This is a genomic window from Nocardia heshunensis (assembly GCF_054782115.1).
Window position 1 is genome coordinate 153,573 of record NZ_BAAGTC010000007.1, and the last position, 25,962, is coordinate 179,534.

The window sequence follows — 25,962 nt, forward strand, 5'->3', positions numbered from 1 at the left end:
GCAAGGTTGCTGCTTCGCCGGGAAAAGAGTCCACAGTCTTCTATCGGCGATTGGAGTGTCTGGATGACCGCACTGGCCTCGGAGCCCGCAGGTCGTGACGCATCGGACAACGCATCTCGTTTCCCCTTGTCAGAGGCGCAGATAGGCATATGGAACGCTCAGCACATCGCACCGGCGGTGCCGCTGACCGTGGCTCAGTACGTCGACGTCCGTGGCGATTTCGACGTGGACCTGCTGGCGCGGGCCATGCGCATGTGTGCCAATGATTTGCAGAGCCTGCGTCTTCGGTTGGTGGAAGTGGCTGGGAGCCCTCAGCAGTACGTCGGGCCCGACCTGCCGATCGAGGTGGCACGGCACGATTTTCGCGGGTGTGACGATCCCCGGTCGGCCGCCATGGCGTGGATGCGCGAGGACGTCGCGGTCCCGATTCCCCTGCTCGGGCAGACGCTGATCGAGACCGCCGTGCTGCGGATCGGGGAGCGGGAGTACCTGTGGTACGCCAAGATGCACCACATCGCCATCGACGGCTACGGCGCGATGCTGCTGGTGGCCCGTATCGCGGAGCACTACACGGCGATCGCAGGCGCGACAGAGCCGAGCGGGTCCACCGCCTACGACCTGCGTTCGGTGTACGAAGCCGAACGCACGTATCGCGATTCGGCGGATTTCACCCGTGACCGCGAATTCTGGCGCGAGGGCCTCGACGGCGTGGGCTCGCCGACCAGCCTCAGCGACCGCTACGGTGCGCCCGGCGCCCATCGGCTGGTGGAGAGCGGCCTGCTGGCCCCCTCCTGTACCGCCGAGCTGGCGGTGGTGCGCGAGCGGTTCGGGGCATCGCGGCCCGCCGTGCTGACCGCCGGTGTGGCGGCCTATCTGGCCGCCGTGACGGGCCGCGACGAGGTCACCCTGAGTCTGCCGGTGACCGCGCGGACGACTCCGGAACTGCGGATGTCGGCGGGCTACGTCTCCAATGTGCTGCCGCTGCGGATCCGGGTCGAGCCCGGTTGCACCGTCGCGGAACTGGTTTCGCAGGTCGATCCGCGGATCCGGGAGGCGCTGCAGCATCAGCGCTACCGGCACGAGGATATGCAGCGCGACCGGGGCGGCTCGGGCGGGCACCGCGACTTCTTCGGACCGGTCGTGAATTTCATGCTGTTCCACAACGGGATTCGCTTCGGCGAGTCGGATGCGACGATGCATCTGCTCTCGACCGGACCGGTGGAAGACCTGTCGATCAATGTCTACAACGGCTCCGGCGACGGTGAGCTGCTCGTCGATTTCCTCGCGAACCCGGAGCGGTACACCGCCGCGGAGCTGCGCGGTCACCACCGCCGTTTCACCGACTATCTCACCGAGTTCCTGTCCGCCGCACCGGAGTCGGTGGTCGCCGAGCTGCCGATGCTGACCGCGGCCGAGCGTGAACTGGTGTTGCGCGACTGGGCGATCACGCCCGCGGCCGCGGCGCCGCGCACCACCCTGGCCGAGTTGTTCGACGAGACGGTGCGCACGCACGGCGACGCCACCGCCGTGGTGTGCGGCGGTGCGACAGTGAGCTACCGGGAGCTGGACACCCGGGTGAGTCTGCTGGCGCGGCGACTGATCGCGTGCGGAGTCGGTCCGGAAACCCTGGTCGCCGTGGCGCTTCCGCGTTCGCTGGAGCTGGTGGTCGCCCTGCTCGCCGTGATCCGGGCGGGCGGCGGCTACCTGCCGATCGACCCGGAATATCCGAGCGACCGCATCGCCTACATGCTGGACGACGCGCGACCCTCGTGCGCCATCACCTCCTCGGCGCTGGATTCGAGGCTGCCCGAGGACCTGCCCGTCATCGACATCGACGCGCTGGACTGGGATGTCGCGGCCCCGCCGTTCTCTGCCTCGGAGCGCTCGGCCGCACCCTTGCCGGACAATATCGCCTACGTCATCTACACCTCCGGATCGACCGGGCGGCCCAAGGGCGTGCAGATCCCGCACCGCAATGTCGCCCAGCTGTTCGCGAACACGGCGTCGCGCTTCGGTTTCGGGTCCTCCGATGTATGGACGCTGTTTCACTCCTACGCTTTCGACTTCTCGGTCTGGGAGCTGTGGGGACCCCTGTTGCACGGCGGCACCCTGGTGGTCGTCGATTACGAGACGTCGCGTTCACCGGTGCTCCTGCTCGAAGTGCTGCGCAGAGAACGCGTCACGGTGTTGAACCAGACGCCGTCGGCGTTCTATCAGCTCGCCGCCGCCGATCGTGAAGCCGGGGACACGGAGCCATTGGCGCTGCGTTACATCGTCTTCGGCGGTGAGGCCCTGGATCCGCGCCGGTTGCGGGACTGGTACCAGCGGCACGACGGAGATGCGCCGCGCCTGGTCAACATGTACGGCATCACCGAGACCACGGTGCACGTCAGCCATCGCGAACTCGATCCGGCCGCCGCGGCCGCCGGTGGCGGCGGCATCGGCCGTGCCCTGCCGGGGCTGGGAATGCTGGTGCTGGACGGCCGTTTACAGCCCGCGCCCATCGGCGTGACGGGCGAGATCTACGTGTGCGGTGAGCAGCTGGCTCGGGGCTATCTGGGCCGTCCGGGCCTGACCGCCACCCGCTTCGTGGCCGACCCGTTCGGGGCGCCCGGCGAAAGGCTCTACCGCTCCGGCGATCTGGGCCGCTGGACGGCGACGGGTGAACTCGAATACTTCGGCCGCGCCGACGATCAGGTCAAGATCCGCGGCTTCCGTATCGAACTCGGGGAGATCGAGACCGCGCTGTTGGCCCAGCCGACGGTGCGCCAGGTCACGGTGGTGACCCGGGAGAGCGAGGCGGGTGAATCGCGGCTGGTGGCCTACGTGGTCGCCGAACACGGTGCGGTGCTGGATATCACGGAATTGCGCGCCGCGCTGTCGCAGCGCCTGCCGGAATACATGGTCCCCGCGGCCTTCACGTTGCTCGACTCGATTCCCTTGACCGTCAACGGCAAACTCGACCGCCGGGCGTTGCCCGCGCCGGTCGCGGAGACGGCCGCCTATCGCGCACCGGGCACCCGCACCGAATGCGCGGTCGCCCTCGCCCTGTCCGAGGTCCTCGACGTGCCGCGGGTCGGCCTCGACGACGGGTTCTTCGCGCTCGGCGGCGACTCGCTGAGCGCCACCCGCGCCGCCGCCCGGATCGGGGCGGCGCTGGGCGTCACCGTCCCGGTTCGGCTGGTGTTCGAGGAGTCCACGGTCGCCGGACTCGCCGCGCGGATCGCGGGGCTGGAGTCGGGCGGCAGCGTGCCTCCGCTGCTGCCACGAGACCGGACCTCCCGAATTCCGTTGTCACCGGCGCAGCTTCGGCTGTGGTTCATCAACCGCTTCGATCGGACCGCCGCGACCTACAACATCCCGTTCGCGCTGCACCTGCGCGGCGAGCTGAACACCGCGGCACTGCAGGCCGCGGTGGCCGATCTCGTCGGCAGGCACGAAGCGCTGCGCACCGTGTTCCCCGACGACGCCGACGGCCCGCAGCAATGTGTGCTGGACCCGGCCGCGGCGACCCCGGAGCTGAGCGCGGAGCAGGTGCCGATCGCGGACCTCGAGGCGCGGCTGCACGCCTTCGCCGCCCGCGGATTCGACCTGGCCATCGAGCCCGCGCTGCGAATGGCACTGCTGCGCACCGGCTCTCAGGAGCATGTGCTCGCCGTCGTCGTTCATCACATCGCCGCGGACGGCTGGTCGCTGGCGCCGCTGCTGCGCGATCTGTCCCGCGCCTACGGGGCACGCAGCACCGGCGCTGCCCCGGACTGGGCCGAATTGCCGGTGCAGTACGGCGATTACAGCCGGTGGCAGACCGACCTGCTCGGCGACGCGGCCGACCCGGGCAGCGTCCTCGGCGGTGAGTTGTCCTACTGGCGCGAACAGTTGGCGGGATTGCCGGAGGAACTGCCGCTGCCCTACGACCGCACCCGTCCCGCGGTGCAGTCCTTCCGGGGCGCGAAGGTCGGCGTGTCGATCGACGCCGGGGTCCACAAGCGGCTGCTGTCGATCGCCCGGGACACGGACGCGACCTTGTTCATGGCCGTGCACGCCGCCTTCGCGGTGCTGCTGGCGCGCCTGTCGGGCGGTGCCGACATCGCCGTCGGCACCCCGGTGGCGGGCCGTGGGGAGCGCGAACTCGACGATCTGATCGGCATGTTCGTCAACACCGTGGTCTTCCGCAGCCGGATCGACGGCGGCGATTCCTTCCGGACTCTGCTCGCCGCGCAACGGGAGGCGGATCTTGCCGCCTTCGCGCATGCCCGGCTGCCGTTCGAGCGGCTGGTCGACGAGCTGAATCCGATCCGTTCGACGGCTCGGCACCCGCTCGTGCAGGTCGGCTTCTCGTTTCAGAACCTGGGCCGGATCGAGGCGGAGCTGCCGGGTCTCACGGTCTCGGGCCGCGAGATCGAAACCGGTGTGGCGCAGTTCGATCTGCAATTGGTGCTGACCGACCGCTACGACGATGCGGGCACTCCGGCCGGGATCAACGGCCACTTCGTCTACGCGACGGACCTGGCCGACGAATCCACGGTGGCGGGCTTCGCCGATCGGTTCGTGCGTCTGCTGGCCGATGCCGCGGCCCGCCCCGACGCGGCGCTCGGCGACCTGGCGATGCTGAACCAGGTCGAGCAGACCCGAATCCTGCACGGCTGGAATGACACCCGTCATCGCATCGGCGTGGGCCGCACGCTGGCCGACCGGTTCGCCGACCAGGCCGCCCGGACACCCGACGCGGTCGCGGTGATCGCCGACGCGGGCACGGGCGGCGATCCGCTGGAGCTGACCTATCGGGAGTTCTCCGAACACGTCAATCGACTTGCGCGCCACCTGATCCGGATCGGTGTCGGTCCGGAGGTCCGCGTCGCCCTGGCCATGCCCCGCTCCGCACAGCTGCTGATCGGAATGTACGCGGTCACGGTCGCGGGCGGCGTGTATGTGCCGCTCGACCCCCAGCAGCCCGCCGAACGAGTCGTCCACATCCTCGAGACCGCCGCTCCCCGTTGCGTATTGAGCGCGGGCGGTGCGAGTTTGTCTCCCGCGATCGCGGCCGCGGCCGAGCTCGTCGACATCGACGAGCTGGACCTGTCGCAACTCTCGCCGCACCCGGTACTCGACAGTGAGCGCCGCGCCCCGCTGCGCCCCGCACACACCGCGTATGTCATGTTCACCTCGGGGTCGACCGGTCGTCCCAAGGGGGTGGCGGTACCCCATCACGCGGTCGTCAACCAGTTGCTCTGGAAGATCGAGACATTCGGGCTCGGGGTCGAGGACGCCGTGCTCCAGAAAACCGCGGCCACCTTCGACCTGTCGGTCTGGGAGTTCTACGCGGGGATGCTCAGCGGCGGGCGGACGGTGCTGGCCGCGCCCGACGGCCACCGCGACCCCGCCTATCTGGCCGATCTCCTTGCCGCTCAGCGGATATCGGTCCTGCACCTGGTGCCCTCGATGCTGACGGCGCTACTGACCGGCCGCACCGCCCTGCCGGGCACGCTCCGGCTCGTGCTCGCCATCGGTGAAGCGCTCCCGGCCGCCACGGCGCAGCGATTCCGCCGGGCGCATCCGAGCGCGGAGCTGTGGAACCTGTACGGCCCCACCGAGGCTGCCGTGTCGGCGACCGCCCACCGCGTGGGCGCGGCCGACCTCGCGACGGTTCCGATCGGCAGGCCCGAATGGAACACCGCGGCCTACGTCCTGGACGCCAGGCTGCGGCCGGTCGCGCCCGGCGTGGTCGGCGAGCTCTACCTGGCCGGAATCCAGCTGGCGCACGGGTACTTCGCACGCGCCGGGCTGACCGCCGAGCGGTTCGTGGCCAACCCGTTCGATCCCGCCGGTAGCGAGCGGATGTATCGCACCGGCGATCTGGCGGCCTGGACCACCGGTGGCGAGCTGATCTATCACGGCCGCACCGACTTCCAGGTGAAGATGCGTGGATTCCGCATCGAGCTGGGCGATATCGAGTCCGCGCTGCTGGCAATCGACGAGGTGGAGACCGCCGTGGTGATCGCGCGGCCCGACGCCACCGGCGGCGATCGACTGGTGGGCTATGTCGTCCCCGCGACCGGATGCGAACTCGACCCCGAGCCGGTGCGTGCACGGCTGGGGGAGACCCTGCCCGCCTACATGGTGCCCGCGGCGCTGATGGTGCTGCCGGCCCTGCCGATGACCGCGACCGGCAAGGTCGATCGCCGGTCGCTGCCCGAGCCGGTCTTCGCCGCGACGCGCTACCGCGAACCGGTGACGGCCACCGAACGGATCGTCGCCGAGGTCTACGCCACCGCGCTCGGCGCGGACCGCATGGGGCTGGACGACGACTTCTTCGCGCGCGGCGGCAATTCGCTGCTCGCGGCCAAGGTAGCGGCCCGGCTCGGTGCTGCCCTGCGCACCGAGGTCGGCGTCCGGATGCTGTTCGAGGCGAGCACGGTGGGCGCGCTCGCCGACCGGCTGGAACCGCTGTGCGGCACCGGGACCCGGCCGGTGCTGACGGCCACGACGCGACCCGACCGGGTGCCACTGTCCGCGGCCCAGCAGCGACTGTGGCTGGTGAACCGCGTGGACTCCGACTCGGCCGCCTACAACATCGCGATCGGCTTGCGGTTGTCCGGACCGCTCGATCGCGACGCATTGCAGACGGCGCTCACGGATGTCGTTGCCCGCCACGAGGTCCTGCGCACGGTGTTCCCCGAGGATCACGACGGACCGCACCAGCGCGTGCTGCCGCCCTCGGCGGTGACGGTGCCGTTCGCCAGGATCGTGTCGGGAGCCGACACCGCCGAGGCCGACGCGATCGGCTTCGCACGGGGCGGTTTCGACCTCACCGAACAGCTGCCGATTCGCGCAGCGCTGCTGCGAGTGGCCCACGACGAGCATCACCTGGTGCTGGTCATCCACCACATCGCCGTGGACGGCTGGTCACTCGAACCGCTGGCCCGCGATGTGGCCGCCGCCTACGAGTCCCGGTGTGCCGGTGCGGCTCCCGCCTGGCTGCCGCTGCCCGTGCAGTACGCGGACTTCACGCTCTGGCAGCACGAGGCGCTCGGTCAGGAATCCGATCCGGCGAGCGTGGCGGCCCGGCAGCTGAACTACTGGACCGAGCAGCTGACCGGACTGCCGGAATGCCTCGAGTTGCCGACGGACCGGCCACGCCCCGCCACTGCCTCGCACCGCGGGGCGACCGTGCACACCCGGCTCGACGGCGCACTGCACACGGCGGTGCGGTCGCTCGCGCACCGGCACGGCGTCACCGTGTTCATGGTGCTGCACGCCACGCTGGCGGCGCTGCTGGCCCGGCTCGCGGCCACCGAGGACGTGGTGATCGGCACCCCGGTCGCGGGACGTTCGGATCCGCTGCTCGACGAGCTGATCGGCATGTTCGTCGGGACGGTCGTGCTGCGCACGCCGGTCGCGGGGGCGGCACCCTTCGAGGAGCTCCTGCATGCGGTGCGCGACACCGACCTGGATGCGTTCGGCCACGCCGAACTGCCCTTCGAACGCCTCGTCGACGTGCTCGCGCCGATCCGCTCGGCCGCGCACCATCCGCTGTTCCAGGTGATGATGTCGGTGCACGGCGCGGTGCCGCGCACCGTGACGCTGCCGAACCTGCGGCCGACGACCGCCTCGGCTCTGGACACCGGCGCGGCCCGCTGGGATCTGCAGTTCACCTTCGTCGAAACACAGTCGAAGACAGGCAATCCCGGCGGGATCGAGCTGGACCTGACCTACGCCACCGACCTGTTCGAGGACACCTCGGCGACCACCCTGCTGGAGCGCTATATCCGGATGATCGCCGCCGCGGTGTCCGCGCCGGGAACCCCGGTCGGTGATCTGCCTGTGCTGACCCCGGACGAGGCCGCCGCGCCGAGTCTCGAGCCCGCAGGTACGGCCCACACCCTGGCCGAGATATTCGCCACGGCCGCAACCGATCCCGCCAAGCCCGCCGTGCGATGCCGGGGTCGCGAGCTCACCTACGGCGAGCTGGACCGCTCCGGCAACCGGCTGGCCCGGCTGCTGATCGCGCACGGCATCGGACCGGAGTCCGTTGTCGCGCTGGGCATTCCGCGCTCCATCGAATCGGTGAGCGCGGTCATCGCCGTCGCCAAGACCGGTGCGGCGTTCCTGCCGGTCGATCCGGCCTATCCCGAGCATCGCAAACGGCACATGCTCGCGGACTCGGGCGCGCGCTTCGGCCTGACCGTGCGGGCCCGGGTCGACGATCTGCCCAGCGAGGTGCAGTGGATCTGCCTCGACGATCCGGCGGTCCTCGAACGCTGCAACCGGCTTCCCGATCGAGCGGTCACCGACGCGGATCGGGTGGCGGCGCAGTCGCTCTCGCAACCCGCGTACCTCATCTACACCTCCGGCTCGACCGGGACACCCAAGGGCGTCGCGGTCACCCACCGCGGCATCGCGGACTTCGCACGCGGGCTGGTCGAGCGCGTCGGTGCGGAACGCGACTCGCGCACACTGCACTTCGCGTCACCGAGCTTCGACGCCTCGGTGCTGGAGCTGCTGCTGGCCTGGCAGTCCGGCGCCACCATGGTCATCGCACCGCACGACATTCTGGGCGGCGACGAGCTGGCCGATCTGCTCGAACGGGACCATGTCACGCACGCCTTCTTCACCCCGGCCGCCCTGGCGAGCATCGACGTGAGCCGGCACCCGCTGCCGCAACTGCGCGGTCTCGCGGTGGGCGGTGAGGCGCTCGGCATCGACCTGCTCGCGCGTTGGGCCCCGGGGCGGCGCATGTGCAACGCCTACGGCCCCTCCGAAGCGACCGTCGCGGTGGCGATCTCCGAGCCGCTGACGCCCGGGGACCCAATCGTGCTGGGCCGTCCGCTGCGCGGGGTCCGCGCGGTCGTGCTCGACGCCCGGTTGCGCCCGGTCCCGGCCGGTGTCGTCGGCGAGCTCTACCTCACCGGTCCGGCGGTCGCCCGCGGCTATCTCGGCCGACCCGGGCTGACGGCCGCGCGCTTCGTCGCCGCACCCGCGGCCGCGACGGGTGAGCTGATGTACCGCACGGGCGACCTCGTGCGCCGAAATGCCCGCGGTGAGCTGATATTCGTCGGACGTGGCGACGATCAGGTGAAGATCCGCGGGTTCCGCGTCGAGCTGGGCGAGGTCACCGCGGCGCTGTCCACGTGCGCGGGTATCAGGTTCGCGCACAGCGAGATTCGCCGGGACGGCGCGGGCCGACCGCAGATCGTCGCCTATCTGCTGCCGGAGCCGGGCGCCATCCTCGACCCGCGAGTGATCCGCTCGCACGCCGCGGCGCGGCTACCCCGGTACATGGTGCCCACGGCCGTGGTCACCCTGGCGTCGATCCCGTTGTCTCCCAGCGGGAAACTCGACCGCCGCGCGCTGCCGGAACCGGACTGGGACGCCACGCGCACCGGGCGCGCGCCCGCGACCCCGCTCGAGGAGCTGGTCGCCGCGGCGATGGCCGAGGTCATCGGCCTCGACCGGGTGTGCGCCGATCACGACTTCTTCGAGCTGGGCGGCAATTCGCTCGCGGCCACCCAGCTGGTCTCCCGGATCGCACAAGCCTGCGGTCGCCGACCCGCTGTCCGCGAGGTATTCGAGCACTCCACCCCGGAACGCCTGGCGCAGTTGATCGAGGGACTCGGCGGCCTGGTCGATCCGGCCCGGCCCACGCTCGCCGGGATCCAGCGGCCCGCCCGGGTCGCGCTGTCCTCGGCGCAGCGGCGGCTGTGGTTCCTCAACCAGCTGGAGCCGGAATCCGGTGCGTACAACATCCCGGCCGTGCTGCGGTTGCGTGGTGTCCTGGATGCTGCGGCGCTGCAGGCCGCCGTCACGGATATGGTGAGCCGCCACGAAATCCTGCGCACCGTCTATCCGCAGGACGCGCTCGGCCCGCACCAGGTGATCGTCCCCGCGCACGAATTGGCCTTCGATCTGTCGGCGGTCGGCGTCAGTCCGCTCGAATTGGATTACCACATCGATGTCTGCGCCGAGCCCGGCTTCGATCTCACCTCCGAGATCCCGCTGCGGGCACAGCTTTTCCGCACCGGTGCCGACGAACACGTGCTCGTGCTCATTGCCCACCACATCGCGCTCGACGGCTGGTCGCTCGCCCCGCTGGCCGCCGACCTGAGCGCGGCCTACCGGGCGCGCGCCCACGGCGCGGTGCCGGAATGGGCGCCGTTGCCCGTGCAATACGCCGATTTCACCGTCTGGCACGAGCAGCTGCTCGGCGACGAGCGAGATCCGGAGAGCCTGGCCGCGCGTCAGCTGAGCTACTGGCGTTCGCGGTTGGCGGGCCTGCCCGACTGCATCGACCTGCCGTCCGACCGTCCCCGCCCGGCGCGGGCGAGTCATCGCGGGGCTTCGGTGCACGCGGCGCTAGATCCCGAGATGCGTACGCAGCTGGCATCGTTCGCGCGCGCCCACGACGTCACCGAGTTCATGGTTCTGCACGCCGTCCTCGCGGTCATGCTGGCCAAGCTGAGCGGATCCGATGACATCGCCGTGGGCGCACCCTTCTCCGCCCGTTCGGAGATCGAGCTCGAACCGCTGGTCGGCACCTTCGTGGGCACGCTGGTATTGCGGACCGCGGTCACCGAGGACGACCCGTTCACCGTTGTGCTGCAGCAGGTTCGCGACACCGATCTGGCGGCGTTCGCGCAGGCGGACGTGCCTTTCGAGCGGCTCGTCGAGGTGCTGAATCCGCGGCGGTCGACCGCGCATCACCCGCTGTTCCAGGTGAGCCTCTCGTTGGACAATTTCGCCGCCCCCGCGCTGGCCGCACCGGGATTGGACATCGCCGTCCGATCTTTCGACGCGGCGACGGCGAAGTTCGACCTGCAATTCGTCTTCGGCCGGGCCATCGCCGAGGAGCCCGGCGACGGCCTGGACCTGTGCCTCACGTACGCGACCGATCTGTACGACGAGGTGTCGGCGCTGCGTCTGGTGCGCCGGTACCAGCGGATGCTGGCCGCGGTGCTGCGCGCGCCCGCGGTGCGGATCCGCGATCTCGAGGTGCTCACCGCGGAGGAGGCCCGCACGCTGTGCCCCGTGCGCGGCGAAGCCTGCGATGTAGTGCTCACCCTGCCGGAGATCCTCGCTGCGGCGGTGGGTGGCGGTGACCGCGTGGCGGTGGTGTCGCGCGGTCGCCGCGTGACCTATCGGGAGCTCGACGAGTGGTCGAACAGGTTGGCGCGCACGCTGATCGCCGCGGGCGCGGGACCGGGCGAACTGGTCGCGCTCGGCATGGGGCGTTCGCTGGAATCGGTGGTCGCGACCGCGGCCGTCGCCAAGACCGGCGCGGCCTTCCTGCCGATCGACATCCGCCATCCCGCCGACCGCATCCGCCACATGCTCACCGATTCCGGTGTGCGCCTGGGCGTGACCACCTCCGATGAACAGTCGATGCTGCCCGCGGATCTCGGTGTCGAGTGGCATCTCGCCGACAGGCCGAGGGACGCGGAATCGGCTGCGGCGGTGCTCGATTCGGAGCGGCAGCGGGCACTGCACGTCGACGATGTCGCCTACGTGATCTACACCTCCGGCTCCACCGGGGTGCCCAAGGGCGTCGCGGTGACCCATCGCGGACTTGCCGCGTTCACCACCGAACAACGCACCCGATACCAGGTCGACTCCGACTGCCGCACCGCGCACTTCGCGTCCCCGAGCTTCGATGCCTCGGTGCTGGAGCTGCTGCTGGCCTGGGGTGCGGGCGCGACCATGGTGGTGATCTCGCCCGATGTCTACGGCGGGCAGGAGCTCGCCGAGGTGCTGTCCCAGGAAGAGGTCACCCACGCGTTCCTGACGCCCGCCGCACTGGCGAGCATCGACGCGGGACGGTGGTCGCTGCCGCGGCTGCGCTGCCTGGTCGTCGGCGGCGAGGCGGTGAGCGCGGAACTGGTGGCGCGCTGGGCCCGCGGCCGGGCCATGCACAACGCCTACGGACCGTCGGAAGCGACTGTCGCACCGGTGGTTTCCGGCAGGCTCGAGGTGGACGGGCCCGTGGTCCTGGGCCGCCCGATCCGGGGCGCGTCGGTCATGGTGCTGGACGCGCGATTGCGGCCCGTGCCGGTGGGCGTGCCCGGCGAGCTGTATGTCGCGGGCGCTGGCCTGGCTCGCGGATACGTGGGGCGCAATGACCTGACGGCGCAGCGTTTCGTGGCGTATCCGTTCGGTGATCGGTCGGGTGAGCGGATGTATCGCACCGGCGATGTCGTTCGGTGGTCGTCGGCGGGTGAGTTGGTCTTTGTGGGTCGTAGTGATGATCAGGTGAAGGTGCGTGGTTTTCGGATCGAGTTGGGTGAGGTGACGTCGGTGGTAGCGGGGTTGGCGGGAATCCGCTTCGCCCACACCGAGATCCGTCACGACAACGGGGGAGCAGCCCGGATCGTCTGCTACCTGGTCGCCGACGACGGTGCAGTGGACCAGGCCGCGGTCCGCGAGTACGCCGCCACCCGACTGCCCGCCTACATGGTGCCTTCCGCCGTGGTCACCCTGACGGATATCCCGTTGTCGCCCAGCGGAAAACTGGATCGCCGGGCGCTGCCCGACCCGGTCTGGGAACCGTCGTCGACCGGTCGCGAACCCGCGACCCCCGGTGAGGCTCTGGTGGCGGCCGCGATGGCCGCGGTGATCGGCTGCGAGCGGGTGTCGGCGGATCACGACTTCTTCGAACTCGGCGGCACCTCGCTGTCGGCGACCCGGCTGGTCGCCCACATCGCCGCCGAGACCGGCCACCAACTCGGCGTGCGCGCGGTCTTCGAGCACCCGACCCCCGAACGGCTCGCCCTGCTCGTCGATCACGCGGTGGCACAGGGCGATTCCGACCGGCCCCGCTTGGCGCGCGGCCCACGCCCGCAGCGGGTACCGCTCTCGCCCGCCCAACAACGACTCTGGTTCCTCAACCGGTTCGACGTGGGCTCCGGGAGCTACAACATCCCCCTGGCGCTGCGCCTGCGCGGGGATCTGGACACCGAGGCGCTGGGTGCCGCCGTGAACGACGTCATCGCCCGGCACGAGGTGTTGCGCACGGTATTCCCGCAGGACGCCACCGGCCCGCATCAGGTGATCGTCGCCATCGACGTCGCGGCGACCGTGCTGCCGGTGGTGGAGACGACCGCGACCGGCCTGGCCGAGCGGCTCCGGACGCTGGCCGCGACCGGCTTCGATCTCGCCGTCGACCTGCCGATCCGGGCGGAACTGCTGCGCGTTGACGGTGACGAGCATGTGCTCGCGTTGGTCGTGCATCACATCGCGGCGGACGGTGCCTCGCTCGAACCGCTGGCAGCGGATCTGGCCCGGGCGTTCGCCGCGCGCCGGACCGGCACGGCCCCGAGCTGGGACGAATTGCCGTTCCAGTACGCCGATTTCAGTATCTGGCAGCAGCGCCTGCTCGGCGACGAGTCCGATCCCGGCAGCATGGCGGCACGGCAGCTGGCCTACTGGAGCGATACCCTGGCCGGACTGCCCGAATGCGTCGAACTGCCGGGTGACCGTCCGCGCCCGGAGATCCGCTCCTACGCCGGGGCCACGGTCACCGGTCGGCTGGACGCGGCCTCGCACGTGGCGCTGTCGCGGTTGGCGCGCGAACACGATGTGAGCCTGTTCATGGTGTTGCACGCCGTGCTCGCGGTGCTGCTGGCCCGCCTCGGCGGCGCCGCCGACGTCGCGATCGGGACGCCGATCTCCGGCCGTTCCGACGCCCGCCTGCACCCAATGATCGGAATGTTCGCGGGGACACTGGTATTGCGCACCCCGGTGGATCGGTCCCGGTCCTTCGCCGACCTGCTGGCCGCGGTGCGCGAAATCGACCTGGACGCCTTCGCCCACGCGGACGTGCCCTTCGAACGCCTGGTGGAGGCGCTCTCACCGGCCCGGTCGACCGCCCATCACCCGCTGTTCCAGGTGATGCTCTCGGTGCACGACGGCGTCCCGGCGGTGCCGGAATTGGACGGCATGACGGTGACGGTCCAGGACATCGCGGCCGACATCGCGAAATTCGATCTGCAGTTCACCTTCACCGAAAACCGTTCCGCCCAGGGCGATCCCGACGGCATCGAGATGGCCCTGTGCTACGCCGTCGACCTGTTCGACGCCGAGACGGCCGAACGACTCGCCGCGCGCTTCACCGGATTGCTCGCCGGGTTGAGCGGCCGCCCGCACGGTCGCGTCGGCGACGCGGAACTGCTCACCGGCGCCGAGCGATCACTGCTGGCCCCGGCACGCGGTGTCGCGGGGCCGGTGCCCGCCACCCTGCCGGAGCTGTTCGCGGCCGCCGCGGTGGCGCCGGAACGGGTGGCGATCGTCGCGGCGGGCGGCACCCTCACCTACGGGGAACTCGACGAACGCTCGAATCGCGTGGCGCGGGCGCTGATCGCGGCCGGTGTGGGGCAGGGCGACACCATCGCCCTGGGCTTGCCGCGGTCCCTCGAATCCGTGCTCGCCACCGTGGCGGTCGCCAAGACCGGCGCGGCCTTCGTGCCCGTCGACGTGCGCTACCCCGCCGACCGGATCCGGCACCTGCTCGCCGACTCCGGGGCCGGACTCGGGATCAGCACCTACGCCGACATCCCCACGCTGCCCGTGGATCTGCGCTGGCTGCCGCTGCCGGAGCTGGAGGCCTTCGAATCCGCTGCGGCCGTGAGCGATTCGGACCGGACCCGGGTGCTGTCGCCCGACGCGGTGGCCTACCTGATCTACACCTCGGGCTCGACCGGTGTGCCCAAGGGCGTCTCGGTCACCCACCGCGGCCTGGCCGGTTTCGCGGCCGAGCAGCGCGAGCGCTACGCACTCGACCACGACTGCCGCACACTGCATTTCGCGTCCCCCAGCTTCGACGCCTCGGTCCTGGAACTGCTGCTGGCCTGGGGTGCGGGCGCGACGATGGTCGTCGTGCCGCCCGACGTCTACGGCGGCGACGAGCTCGCGGCCCTGCTCGAACGCGAACGCGTCAGCCACGCGTTCATCACCCCCGCCGCGCTGGCCACCGTGGACGCGACCCGCAGGCCGCTGCCCGCGTTGCGCTACCTGGCGGTGGGCGGTGAGGCGGTGGGCGCGGACCTGGTGGCGCGCTGGGCATCCGGCCGGACCCTGGTCAACGGGTACGGGCCCACCGAGACCACCATCATGAGTACGATCTCGCAACCACTGACCCCGACGGGACCCGTGGTGCTGGGCCGCCCGATTCGCGGCACCTCGATCGTGGTGCTGGACGCGCGGCTGCAGCCGGTGCCGCCCGGCGTCGCCGGTGACCTCTACATCGGCGGCGACGGCACGGCGCGCGGATACCACCATCGCCCCACCCTGACGGCGCAGCGTTTCGTGGCGTATCCGTTCGGTGATCGGTCGGGTGAGCGGATGTATCGCACGGGTGATGTGGTGCGGTGGTCGTCGTCGGGTGAGTTGGTTTTTGTGGGTCGTAGTGATGATCAGGTGAAGGTGCGTGGTTTTCGGATCGAGTTGGGTGAGGTGACGTCGGTGGTGGCGGGGTTGGCGGGAATCCGCTTCGCCCACACCGAGGTTCGCAAGGATCCGGGTGGTCGCCCGGCGCTGGTGTGCTACGTCGTCACCGAAGCGGGTCAGCTCGCGCCGAACGCGAGCCTGCGGGCGGCGGCCGCGCGGCGGCTGCCGGGGCACATGGTGCCCTCGATCTTCGTACCGCTGGCATCGATTCCGCTGTCGCCCAACGGAAAACTGGATCGGCGGGCGCTGCCGGAGCCCGAGTGGCCGAGCGGTCAGGCCGGGCGGGAGCCGTCCACCGCGAACGAGCGATTGGTGGCGACGGTGATGGGCGAGGTGCTCGGCCGCGAGATCCGCGCCGATCACGGATTCTTCGACCACGGCGGCACCTCGCTCTCGGCGACCCAGGTGGTGGCGCGACTCGCGGAGGCGTCCGGCCGGGATCTGCCGGTGCGCGCGGTATTCGAGCACCCGACGCCCGCGGGTCTGGCGCTGCTGCTGGATCGTTCGCCGGGGGACACCGCGAACCGGCCCGCCCTGGTCGCCGGTGTTCGTCCGGCCCGGGTGCCGCTCTCGCTCGCGCAGCAGCGACTGTGGTTCCTCAACCGGTTCGACGCGGCCTCTGGGGCCTACAACATCGCCGTCGGGCTGCGGTTGACCGGACGGCTCGACACCGCCGCCGTGGCCGCCGCCCTGACCGATGTGATGGCCCGGCACGAGGTACTGCGCACCCGCTTCGCCGAGGATGCCGAGGGCCCGCACCAGGTGGTCGCGCCCGCGGACACGGCGACGGTGACCTTGGAGCACCTCGACTGCGGCCCGGGGACCGAGCACGCGCACGCGGCCGAATTCGTCCGGGCCGGTTTCGATCTCGCCACCGAGCTGCCCCTGCGGGCGGCCCTGCTGGCCGTCGGTCCGCAACATCACCTGCTGGTCATCGTCATCCATCACATCGCCGCCGATGGCTGGTCGATGGCGCCGCTCGCCAAGGATTTCGTCACGGCCTACGAATCGCGCTGCCGTGCCGTGGCTCCGGACTGGCCGCCACTACCGGTGCAATACGCGGATTTCAGTGTGTGGCAGCGGGAATTGCTGGGCGCCGAAGACGATCCGGACAGCGTGGCGGCGCGTCAGCTGGAGTACTGGCGCACCCGTCTGAGCGGGCTGCCGGAATGCCTCGAGCTGCCCTCGGACCGGCCGCGCCCCGCCGTCGCCACCCATCGCGCCGCGTCCACGTCGGATCGGCTCGGCGCCGAACTGCATTGGCAGCTGGCCGAATTCGCGCGGGCCCAGGACGTCAGCGTGTTCATGGTGCTGCACACCGTGCTGGCCGTGCTGATCGCCCGCACCTGCACCACCGCGGACGTCGCGATCGGCACCGCGGTCGCCGGCCGCGGCGCCAGCGCGCTCGACGAGCTCGTCGGCATGTTCGTGGGAACGCTGGTGCTGCGCACCGAAGTCGATGGCGCGGCATCGTTCTCCGATCTGCTGGCCGCGGTGCGGAACGCGGATCTGGATGCCTTCTCGCACGCCGACCTGCCGTTCGAGCGACTGGTCGAAGCGCTCAACCCGGTTCGATCCACGGCGCATCATCCGCTGTTCCAGGTCAGCCTGTCGCTGACGAATCTGGCCGAGCCCGTGGTGCGACTGCCGGAGCTGACCGTGGAGGACTTCCCGGTGGATCCGGGGTTGGCCAAGTGCGATCTGCAGTTCACCTTCACCGAATCGCAGACGGTGCACGGCGATCCGGCGGGGATCGCCATGTCGTTGACCTACGCGACGGACCTGTTCGACGCCCGGACCGCGGATCGGCTGGGCAGGCGGTTCGTCCGGCTGCTCGAGTCCGTGATGGCGGATCCGCACGCCCCCGTCGGCGACGCCCAGCTGCTGAGCTTCTGGGAGCGCAGTGCGCTGGTGCCCGCGCGTGGCGCCACCGCGATGTCGGCGATCACCCTGCCCGAGCTGTTCGCGCGTGCCGCGACCGCGCCGGAACACATCGCCCTCGTCGCCGGTTCGCGTGAGGTCGGCTACGGCGAACTGGATGCCTGGTCGAATCGGTTGGCGCGCACCCTGATCGGCCGCGGCGTCGGACCGGGCGACGTGGTGGCGTTGGGCCTGTCGCGCGCGTTGGAGTCCGTGGTGGGCTGTCTTGCGATCGCCAAGACCGGCGCGGCGTTCGTACCGGTCGACATGCGCCATCCCGCCGAACGGATCCGGCACATGCTCGGTGACTGCGGGGCACGGCTGGGTCTGACCGCCGACCGCGACCGCGCGAACCTGCCCACCGATCTCACGATCGAATGGCTGACGGTCGATGCTGCCGAGACCACCTGCGACACAGCAATTCTGGATGCGGAGCGAACCAGGACCGTGCGGGTCGACGACGTGGCCTACGTCATCTACACCTCCGGGTCGACGGGTGTGCCCAAGGGTGTGGCCGTGACCCATCGCGGACTGCTCAATTGCGCCGAGGTGCAGCGCATCCGCTTCGGTGTCGGGGCGGGCTCGCGGACACTGCATCTGGCGTCGCCGAGCTTCGACGTGGCCGTGCTGGAGTTGCTGCTGGCCTGGTGCGCGGGCGCGACCATGGTCATCGTGCCCACGGGGACCTACGGCGGTGACGATCTCGCCGAGCTGATCCACACCCAGCGGGTGACCCACGCGGTCATCACTCCCGCGGCGCTGGCCAGCATCGACGCCGAACGCTGGCCGCTGCCGCACCTGCGCACGCTGGTGGTCGGCGGTGAGGCATTCGATCGGGAGCTGATCGAACGGTGGACTCGCGGCCACGACATCGTCAACGGTTACGGTCCCTCCGAGGCCACCATCGCCGCCACCTTCTCCGAACCGATGGATCCCGATCGGGCGATCGTGCTCGGACGGCCGATCCGTGGAGTGACAGCCGTTGTGCTCGACGCCCGGTTGCGGCCGGTGCCGTCCGGGGTCGCCGGTGAACTCTATGTCGGCGGTGTCGGATTGGCGCAGGGCTACCATCGCCGACCGGCACTGACTGCCGAACGATTCATCGCCAACCCGTTCGCCGCACCCGGTCAGCGGCTGTACCGGACCGGAGACCTGGTGCGCTGGAACGCCGACGGGGATCTGGTATTCGTCGGACGCGCGGATGATCAGGTCAAGCTGCGCGGCTTCCGCATCGAGCTGGGCGAGATCACGGCCGTCGTGGCGGCTTGCACCGGAATCCGCTTCGCGCACACCGAGATCCGCGAGGACGCCGCGGGCCGTGGACAGATCGTGTGCTACGTCGTCGCCGACGACGGGAGCACACTGGACGATCGGGAACTCCGGGCGGAGGCCGCCGGGCGACTTCCGGCACACATGATCCCGGCGGCCTTCGTGACCTTGGATTCGATTCCACTGTCGCCCAACGGAAAGCTGGATCGGCCCGCACTGCCGGAACCGGAATGGATCGCCACCAGCGCCGGACGACTGCCCGCCACGCCCAGCGAAGCACTGATCGCCGCCGCGATGGCCGAGGTGGTCGGCCTCGAACAGGTCTGTGCCGACCACAGTTTCTTCGACCTGGGTGGCAATTCCCTGCTGGCGACACAGGTGATCGGCCGGATCAACGCGGCTGCCGGCTGCCGACTGCAGGTTCGCGCGGTCTTCGAACATCCGACGCCGCAGGGCCTGGCCGTCGAGCTCGATCGGGAGCTGTCCGCCGGTCCACGCCGTGCGGTCGCGCTCACCGCGCACCCCCGCCCGGACCGGATTCCGCTCTCGGCGGCGCAGCAACGGCTGTGGCTGCTCAACCGATTCGACACCGCGAGCGGTGCGTACAACATTCCGCTGGTGTTGCGGATCAGCGGGGACCTGAACGTGGATGCGCTGCAACAGGCGTTCGCCGATGTGGTGGCCCGGCACGAGTCGCTGCGAACCAGCTTCCCGGCCGACGCCGACGGTCCGCATCAGCTGATTGCCGAGGAAGGTTCGGCGACGCTGCCGGTCGTCGAGACGACGGCAGCCGAGGCCGCGGAACTGATCGCATCCTGCGGTGCGGCGGGATTCGAGGTGACGCAAGAGATCCCGGTTCGAGCTCGGCTGCTGCGGCTCGCCGACCAGGAGCATGTTCTGCTGCTGGTGGTGCATCACATCGTCGCGGACGGCGCCTCGATGGGGCCGCTCGCCGACGATCTCGCGGCCGCCTACGCGGCTCGCCGCAGCGGCGGCACGTCCGACTGGTCGCCACTGCCGGTGCAGTACGCCGACTTCAGTATCTGGCAACACGAGGTGCTGGGCAGCGACACCGACCCCGACAGCATCGCGGCACGCCAATTAGCCTACTGGACAACGAAACTCGCGGACCTGCCCGACGTGCTGGCGCTGCCCGCCGATCGCCCCCGCCCGCCCGTGCCCTCGTCACAGGGCGCGTCGGTGCACCATCGCATCGATGCCGATACCCACGCCGCGGTGACCGAACTGGCCCGCCGCCACGGTGTCAGCGCGTTCATGGTGCTGCACGCCGCGCTGGCATTGTTGCTGGCCCGGCTCAGCGGGGCAGGCGATATCGCGATCGGCACCCCGATCGCCGGACGGATCGACCCGCGACTCGATGCCTTGGTCGGCATGTTCGTCGGAACGCTCGTGCTGCGCACACCCGTCGAGGTGGATCGGTCGTTCACCGAATTGCTCGACGTGATCCGGGAGACCGATCTGGATGCCTTCGCGCACGCCGACATTCCCTTCGAGCGGCTGGTGGACGTGCTCGAACCGAGTCGATCCGCGTCCTACCATCCGCTGTTCCAGGTGATGCTGTCCGTGCACGGCGGCGTGCCGCCGTTGCCCGCGCTGCCCGGGGTCGAGGTGGTGGCCGAGGATCCCGGCGTGTCGACGGCGAAGTTCGATCTGCAGTTCACCGTCACCGAATCGATGACCCCGCAGGGCGATCCGGCCGGGCTGGCCCTGAGCGTCACGTATGCGACCGATCTGTTCGACGCGGATTCCGCACGGTCGCTGGCCGAGCGATTCGTCCGCGTGCTCACGGCCGTCGCCGCCGCTCCCGACGTGGCCGTCGGCGATATCGAGCTGCTCGACGCCGCGGAACAGCGGAAGCTCGCACCCGTGCACGGCCCCGCGCCGGTCCCGGCGACGACCTTCGGCGACCTGTTCGCCGCCGCCGTGGCAGCTGCGCCGGATGCGATCGCGGTGCGTGATCGTGAGGTGCAGATGAGTTACGACCAGCTCGACCGCGCTACCAACCGCCTCGCACGGGTGCTCATCACACAGGGTGTCGGACCGGAATCGTTTGTGGCCGTCGGTATTCCGCGATCCGTCAGCTCGATTCGAGCCATCCTCGCGGTAGTGAAGGCCGGTGCCGCGTTCCTGCCGGTCGACCCGGCCTATCCGATGGATCGGCAGCGTCACATGCTGTCCGACTCGCAGGCCGCGGTGGGCCTGACCGTCGCCGCCTGCCGTTCCGCGGTGCCGGACGGGCCGCGGTGGCTGGTGCTGGACGATCCGGAGCTGACCGCCCAGATGCGAGCGTTGCCCGACACCCCGATCCAGGACACGGAGCGGCGTCGGCCCTCGATCGCCCACCCGGCGTATCTGATCTACACCTCGGGATCCACCGGCCTGCCCAAGGGCGTGACGGTCACCCACGCGGGTCTCGCGAGCTTCGCCGCGGAGCTCGCCGACCGCTGCGCGGTCGAAACCGGTTCGCGGGTCCTGCATTTCGCGTCGCCGAGTTTCGACGCGGCGATCCTGGAAATGCTGCTCGGGCTGGGCAAGGCCGCGACCGCGGTGCTGGCCGACACCGCGATCTACGGCGGTGACGCATTGCGGGAACTGTTGCGCGAGGAGCGCATCACCCACGCCTTCGTCACGCCCGCGGCGCTGGCCACCGTCACCCCCGAACGGCTCGACGACCTCGAGATGATCATGGTCGGCGGTGACCGCACCGGGCCGGAACTGGTCCGGCGGTGGGTCGGCACGGCGGACGCGCCGCAGCGCACCATGCTCAATGCCTACGGTCCCTCCGAGGCCACCGTCGCGGCGACCATCAGTTCGCCACTGCGACCGGGTATTCCGGTCACGATCGGCGCCCCGCTGCGCGGTTTCGCGGTGGCCGTGCTGGACGCGCGGATGCGGCCGGTGCCGCCGGGGGTCTCCGGTGAGCTGTATCTGGCGGGACCCGCCCTCGCGAGGGGATATCACCGCAGGCCCGGACTGACCGCCGAGCGCTTCGTCGCCGATCCGCTGGGCCGGGCCGGGGAACGCATGTACCGCACCGGTGATCTGGTCCGCTGGGTAACGCGCGGTGCGCGCCGGGAACTCGAATACCTCGGGCGCAGTGACGATCAGGTGAAGGTCCGCGGGTTCCGGATCGAGCTCGGGGAGATCGACGCGGCGCTGGTGTCGCATCCCGCCGTCACCGGTGCGACCACCCTGGGAGTCGAGATGGGCAGCGGCGCAACGATCCTCGCGTCCTATGTGAGCTGCCCGGCGGCTACCGCCCCGGCGCCCGCCGAGCTGCGCCGCCATGTGGCGGGGATGATTCCCGGATACATGGTGCCGCAGTCGATCGTGGTCCTGGATACGCTGCCGGTCACTCCCGCGGGCAAGCTCGACCGTGCGGCGCTCCCCGCACCGGAGTTGCTGTCCGCGGCCGCCTTCCGCGCTCCGGCCACCGCGGCCGAAACGCTGGTCTGTGCGGCCTTCGCCGAGATCCTGGGCATGCCCGCGGTCGGCGCCGACGACAACTTCTTCGAGCTCGGCGGAAACTCGCTGCTGGCGGTCAAACTGGTGGCCGCCCTGCGGGACGAACACCATATCGACGTGCCGATGCAGGCATTGTTCCTGGACCCGACCCCCTCGGGCATCGCCACTAGGATTGGCGGCGACGGCACCGATGACAGCGCGATCGCGGCCGCTTTCGAAACCCTGCTGCCCATTCGCGCCCGCGGCACCCTGCCTCCGCTGTTCTGTGTGCACTCGGTAAGCGGCGTGGCCTGGAGCTACACCGGCCTGCTGCCGCACCTGGAACCGGATCGGCCGGTCTACGGTTTGCAGCTCCCGCATCTGACCGAGAAGACCTCGGGTGCGGACACCGTCGAGCAACTGGCGCGCCGCTACATCGCGGAGATGAAAACCGTTCAGCCGCAGGGGCCTTACCATGTCCTGGGTTGGTCGCTCGGCGGTCTGATCGCCTACGAGATCGCGGTGCAGCTGACCAGGGCGGGGGAGCGGGTCGCGCTGCTCGCGTTGCTGGACAGCCGGATTCTCGCCGACGAGCCCGAGATCGCCGACGCCAGCGCCGGAGAACTGCTGGCAGCGCTGCTCGGCGACGCGGGGCTGGCAGCCGAGAACATGTCGGCCGAACGCGCGGCAGAACTGCTGCACGAACACCAGGGTCCGTTCGGCGCGCTGAGCGCGGCCCATGTCGAGCGGCTCTACTCCGGGTACCTGACCGGCACCAGCATGGGCTACCGCTTCCGGCCCGGAAAGTACTCCGGAGATCTGCTGTATTTCACCGCGACTCGCGACGGGACCCCCGCGGCTGCGGGTGGCCCGATGCAGGCCGCACCGGGCGCGGGTCCCTGGCGCGAGCGAGTGCAGGGCGAGGTGTACGAGCGTTTCCTGGCCTGCTCGCATGTCGAAATGGGCTCGCCCGAGGCACTGGCCGAGATCGCGGTCGAACTGCGCGGGTATCTGGAGGACGTCCAGGGCGAATTGAAACGTCATGGCGGGCAATCGAATGACACCACCACAACCGGAAGGAACCAGCAATGAGTGCGACCAACCCGTTCGACAACGAGGACGGCCGATTCCGGGTGCTCGTCAACGAGGAAGGCCAGCACTCGCTGTGGCCGGACTTCGCCCCCGTGCCCGACGGCTGGCACGTGGTCTACGACGGCACCAAGCCCGACTGCCTCGAGTACGTCGAATCGCATTGGGTGGACATGCGTCCCCAGAGCCTGATCGACGCGGAATCAGCGGTCGCGGCAACCGTGGGCGACTAGACGAAACACGCGGTCACGGGTTTGGGACCGCCGCAGTGGGGGACACCGGGTTCAGGAATGAATTCGGTGCCCCGACCGCGCGGAGAAGTCCGCGGATCCGGCGCATCGGTCTTGTATTGTCTGGGCAGTCCGACCGTGTTCCGCGTGACAAGCCGCCCTCGCCTACGCCCTGCTGGACAGGAAGTGACCGACGATGACCGCCGACGAGCCGTCGAACGCAGATTTGCTCGAGCTCGCCTATCTCTACGCGATGGATGCCGTCACCGATTTGGAGCGCACCATCATCGAGCGGCGGCGAGAGCAGATCGACGAGGTCACCGCCGCGGCGTTCGACACCATCGTCACGCGGGTCCGGCTGGCCCTCGCCATGGTCGGCCACTCCGACTCCTGCCCTCCGCCACCGGCTTTGGAGGATCGCGTGCTGCGCGCGATCGATCGCCACGAGGCCGAACGCACGACAGTCCGCGGCGAGCCCTCGGACGGCGCGGCGCCGCTGGGCTGGTTGTGCGCCATTGCCATGGTCTTGATCATGCTGAGCACCGGCGTGTACCTGGCCTACGACGGCACCGTCGCTCCCGCCGCAATCTCGGCCGCGCCCACGTGGGGTTCGTGACCTGCTTCGGTGAAACTCACCGTTGCCGGTGCACCGCCGGGTCCGCGATCTCGACCATGAGGGGCAGGCCGTGCAGGGTGGTGGCCAGCAGCGCGATCCAGCCGCCCATGGCGAACGGCAGCACGGTGTAGACCAGCAGACCGAAGCGGAAGCGCCTGCGGCCCACCGTAATTCCGGACTCGATCCCGTCGATCGCGGCAATGCGGCGGCGCAGATCCAGTCGCTGCTCGGCACTCATCGCCCGGAGGGTGGCATCGTCGATCACAGCTGCGACGGTAACCCGCGCGGGATTCGGGATGCGGTCTCAGCGTGCTCTCAGCGGTTCTTTGTCACGGTGATCGGGTGCAATCGAACCTTCTGGCGCCGGATGAGGCGGTGCCGTGCAGCATTTGATCCTCACCTACGGCCTCACCGCGATCCTGATGCTGATGGCCGCCGAATCGGCCTGCATCCCCATTCCGTCCGAGATCACCATGCTGTTGGGCGGAGCCATGGCCGCGGGCGCGGTCACCGGCCCGCACCCGAATCTGCTCGCGGTGATCGCCGCCGGAACCGTAGGCAACGTACTCGGCAGCTACCTGGCCTGGCTCGCGGGCCGCTACGGCGGCCGCCCCCTGCTGCATCGTTGGGGCCGCTACATTTTCCTGCGCGCCGACGACATCGACCGAGCCCAAGACTGGTTCGTCCGGCGCGGCGCATCCTCGGTCTTCTGGGCCCGCCTACTGCCCGGCATCCGCACCTTCATCTCCCTGCCCGCAGGCATCGCCGGAATGCCCGCCCTCCGATTCGGCCTCTACACCCTCGCCGGCTGTCTCCCCTGGACGGCAGCCCTCGCCGCCGCCGGCTACGCCGTAGGCGCCAACTGGCACCACCTCGAAAACACCCTGCGCGGTCCCAGCTACGTAATCGCCGGTCTGGTCGTGCTCGCCATCGCCGTCGCGGTCGTCGTGGTGGTGCGCCGACGTCACCGTGTCGGCGCCGCCGTTCACGAGGAATCGAAATAGCTGTCTCAAGGTGAGGTATTCCTGGAATCGACGGCGCCAGTGAGTCATTCAGACGAAACATCATTGTTTCCTCGGCCGGTGTCTGCGGGTCGAAGCGGTGGTGGTCGCGGCTCCACTGCCGTCGTTTGGATTAGACCCTGAATGATGTCGAGCAACTGGTCGTGTACGCCGGTCGCGCCTGCGAGTATCGAATCGGACGTGAGTCTCCAAGGCTGACCAGCGATGTCGGTGACGACTGCTCCTGCGGAGCGGAGCTGAGCGACCCCTGCGGCGTTGTCCCATGGCTGATTTCCCAGTGCGACAGCGCCACCCAGCACGCCGGATGCGGTTAAGGCGAGGTCGAGCCCTGTAGAGCCGTGCATCCGTAGCCGAATTTGTCGTCGGCCGCACGCCGCTACGAAGTCGTACGGGAAGGAGTCCGGCAGTGGGGCTCGCGCCGGTAGATTGAACGTGCTGAACCCGATCATGGTGTCGGTCAACCGTTTTGGTGGCATTGACGCCAGCGGCTTTCCGTTGAAGTTGAGCGGCCCACCTGCCACGGCGGTGTACCGATGTCCGAGAAGGGGCAACCAGGTCAGGCCAAGCACGGGTTCCGAGTCTTGGAGGAGTGCAAGCAGGATGGCGGACATGGGGGATCCGGCTGAGTAATTGAACGTTCCGTCGATAGGGTCGAGGATCCAGACCGTTCCCGTGGTGATCGCCGGTCCGCCGAACTCCTCGCCATGCACGCGAATTCCTGTCTTCAGGTGAAGTTGGGCGGACACCTCCCGCTCCAGTTCCAGATCGGGAAGCGTCGCGAAATCGGATCGGGACTTATGGATCGCGGCAGGGGAACCGAGGCCTTCGATGAACCGGGGTGTTACTGCATCGAGCACTTCGCATGCAATGAGAAGTAGTTCGTCAAGAGCTGTATGAGTCATGTCTGCGTCCCACCCCC

6 protein-coding genes are annotated in these 25,962 nt (G+C 69.8%); 4 read left to right on the top strand and 2 right to left on the bottom strand.

What is annotated here, in order from left to right; all coding sequences use genetic code 11:
- Window positions 1-126: 126 nt before the first annotated feature.
- The 3 genes from ACYVN4_RS23815 (at window position 127) to ACYVN4_RS23825 (ending at window position 24,021) form a co-directional block, all read left to right on the top strand.
- A complete protein-coding gene (locus ACYVN4_RS23815) occupies window positions 127-23,178 on the top strand; it encodes a non-ribosomal peptide synthase/polyketide synthase (protein WP_460724205.1) in 23,052 nt (7,683 codons plus the stop codon).
- On the top strand, window positions 23,175-23,408 hold the full coding sequence (locus ACYVN4_RS23820; RefSeq protein ID WP_460724206.1) for an MbtH family protein: 234 nt from the start codon (window positions 23,175-23,177) through the stop codon (window positions 23,406-23,408). Before ACYVN4_RS23815 ends, ACYVN4_RS23820 begins: the two co-directional genes overlap by 4 nt.
- A gap of 193 nt (window positions 23,409-23,601) precedes the next feature.
- Window positions 23,602-24,021, top strand: coding sequence for an RskA family anti-sigma factor (locus tag ACYVN4_RS23825; RefSeq protein ID WP_460724207.1), 420 nt, complete (start codon window positions 23,602-23,604; stop codon window positions 24,019-24,021).
- 16 nt (window positions 24,022-24,037) lie between these two features.
- Here the strand turns inward: ACYVN4_RS23825 and ACYVN4_RS23830 are convergent, their stop codons facing one another.
- Window positions 24,038-24,286, bottom strand: a complete 249-nt coding sequence (locus ACYVN4_RS23830) for a hypothetical protein (protein WP_460724208.1) — start codon at window positions 24,284-24,286, stop codon at window positions 24,038-24,040.
- Window positions 24,287-24,401: 115 nt separating this feature from the next.
- On the opposite strand from ACYVN4_RS23830, the gene ACYVN4_RS23835 reads away from it, so the two are divergent.
- Window positions 24,402-25,025 carry a DedA family protein gene (locus tag ACYVN4_RS23835; RefSeq protein ID WP_460724209.1) on the top strand — a complete coding sequence of 208 codons (624 nt, stop codon included), beginning with the start codon at window positions 24,402-24,404 and terminating at the stop codon, window positions 25,023-25,025.
- Window positions 25,026-25,069: 44 nt separating this feature from the next.
- On the opposite strand, the gene ACYVN4_RS23840 is transcribed toward ACYVN4_RS23835, so the two are convergent.
- The gene (locus tag ACYVN4_RS23840) at window positions 25,070-25,945 is read right to left on the bottom strand and encodes an inositol monophosphatase family protein (RefSeq protein WP_460724210.1); all 876 of its coding nucleotides are present in this window, start codon (window positions 25,943-25,945) and stop codon (window positions 25,070-25,072) included.
- Window positions 25,946-25,962: the final 17 nt, after the last annotated feature.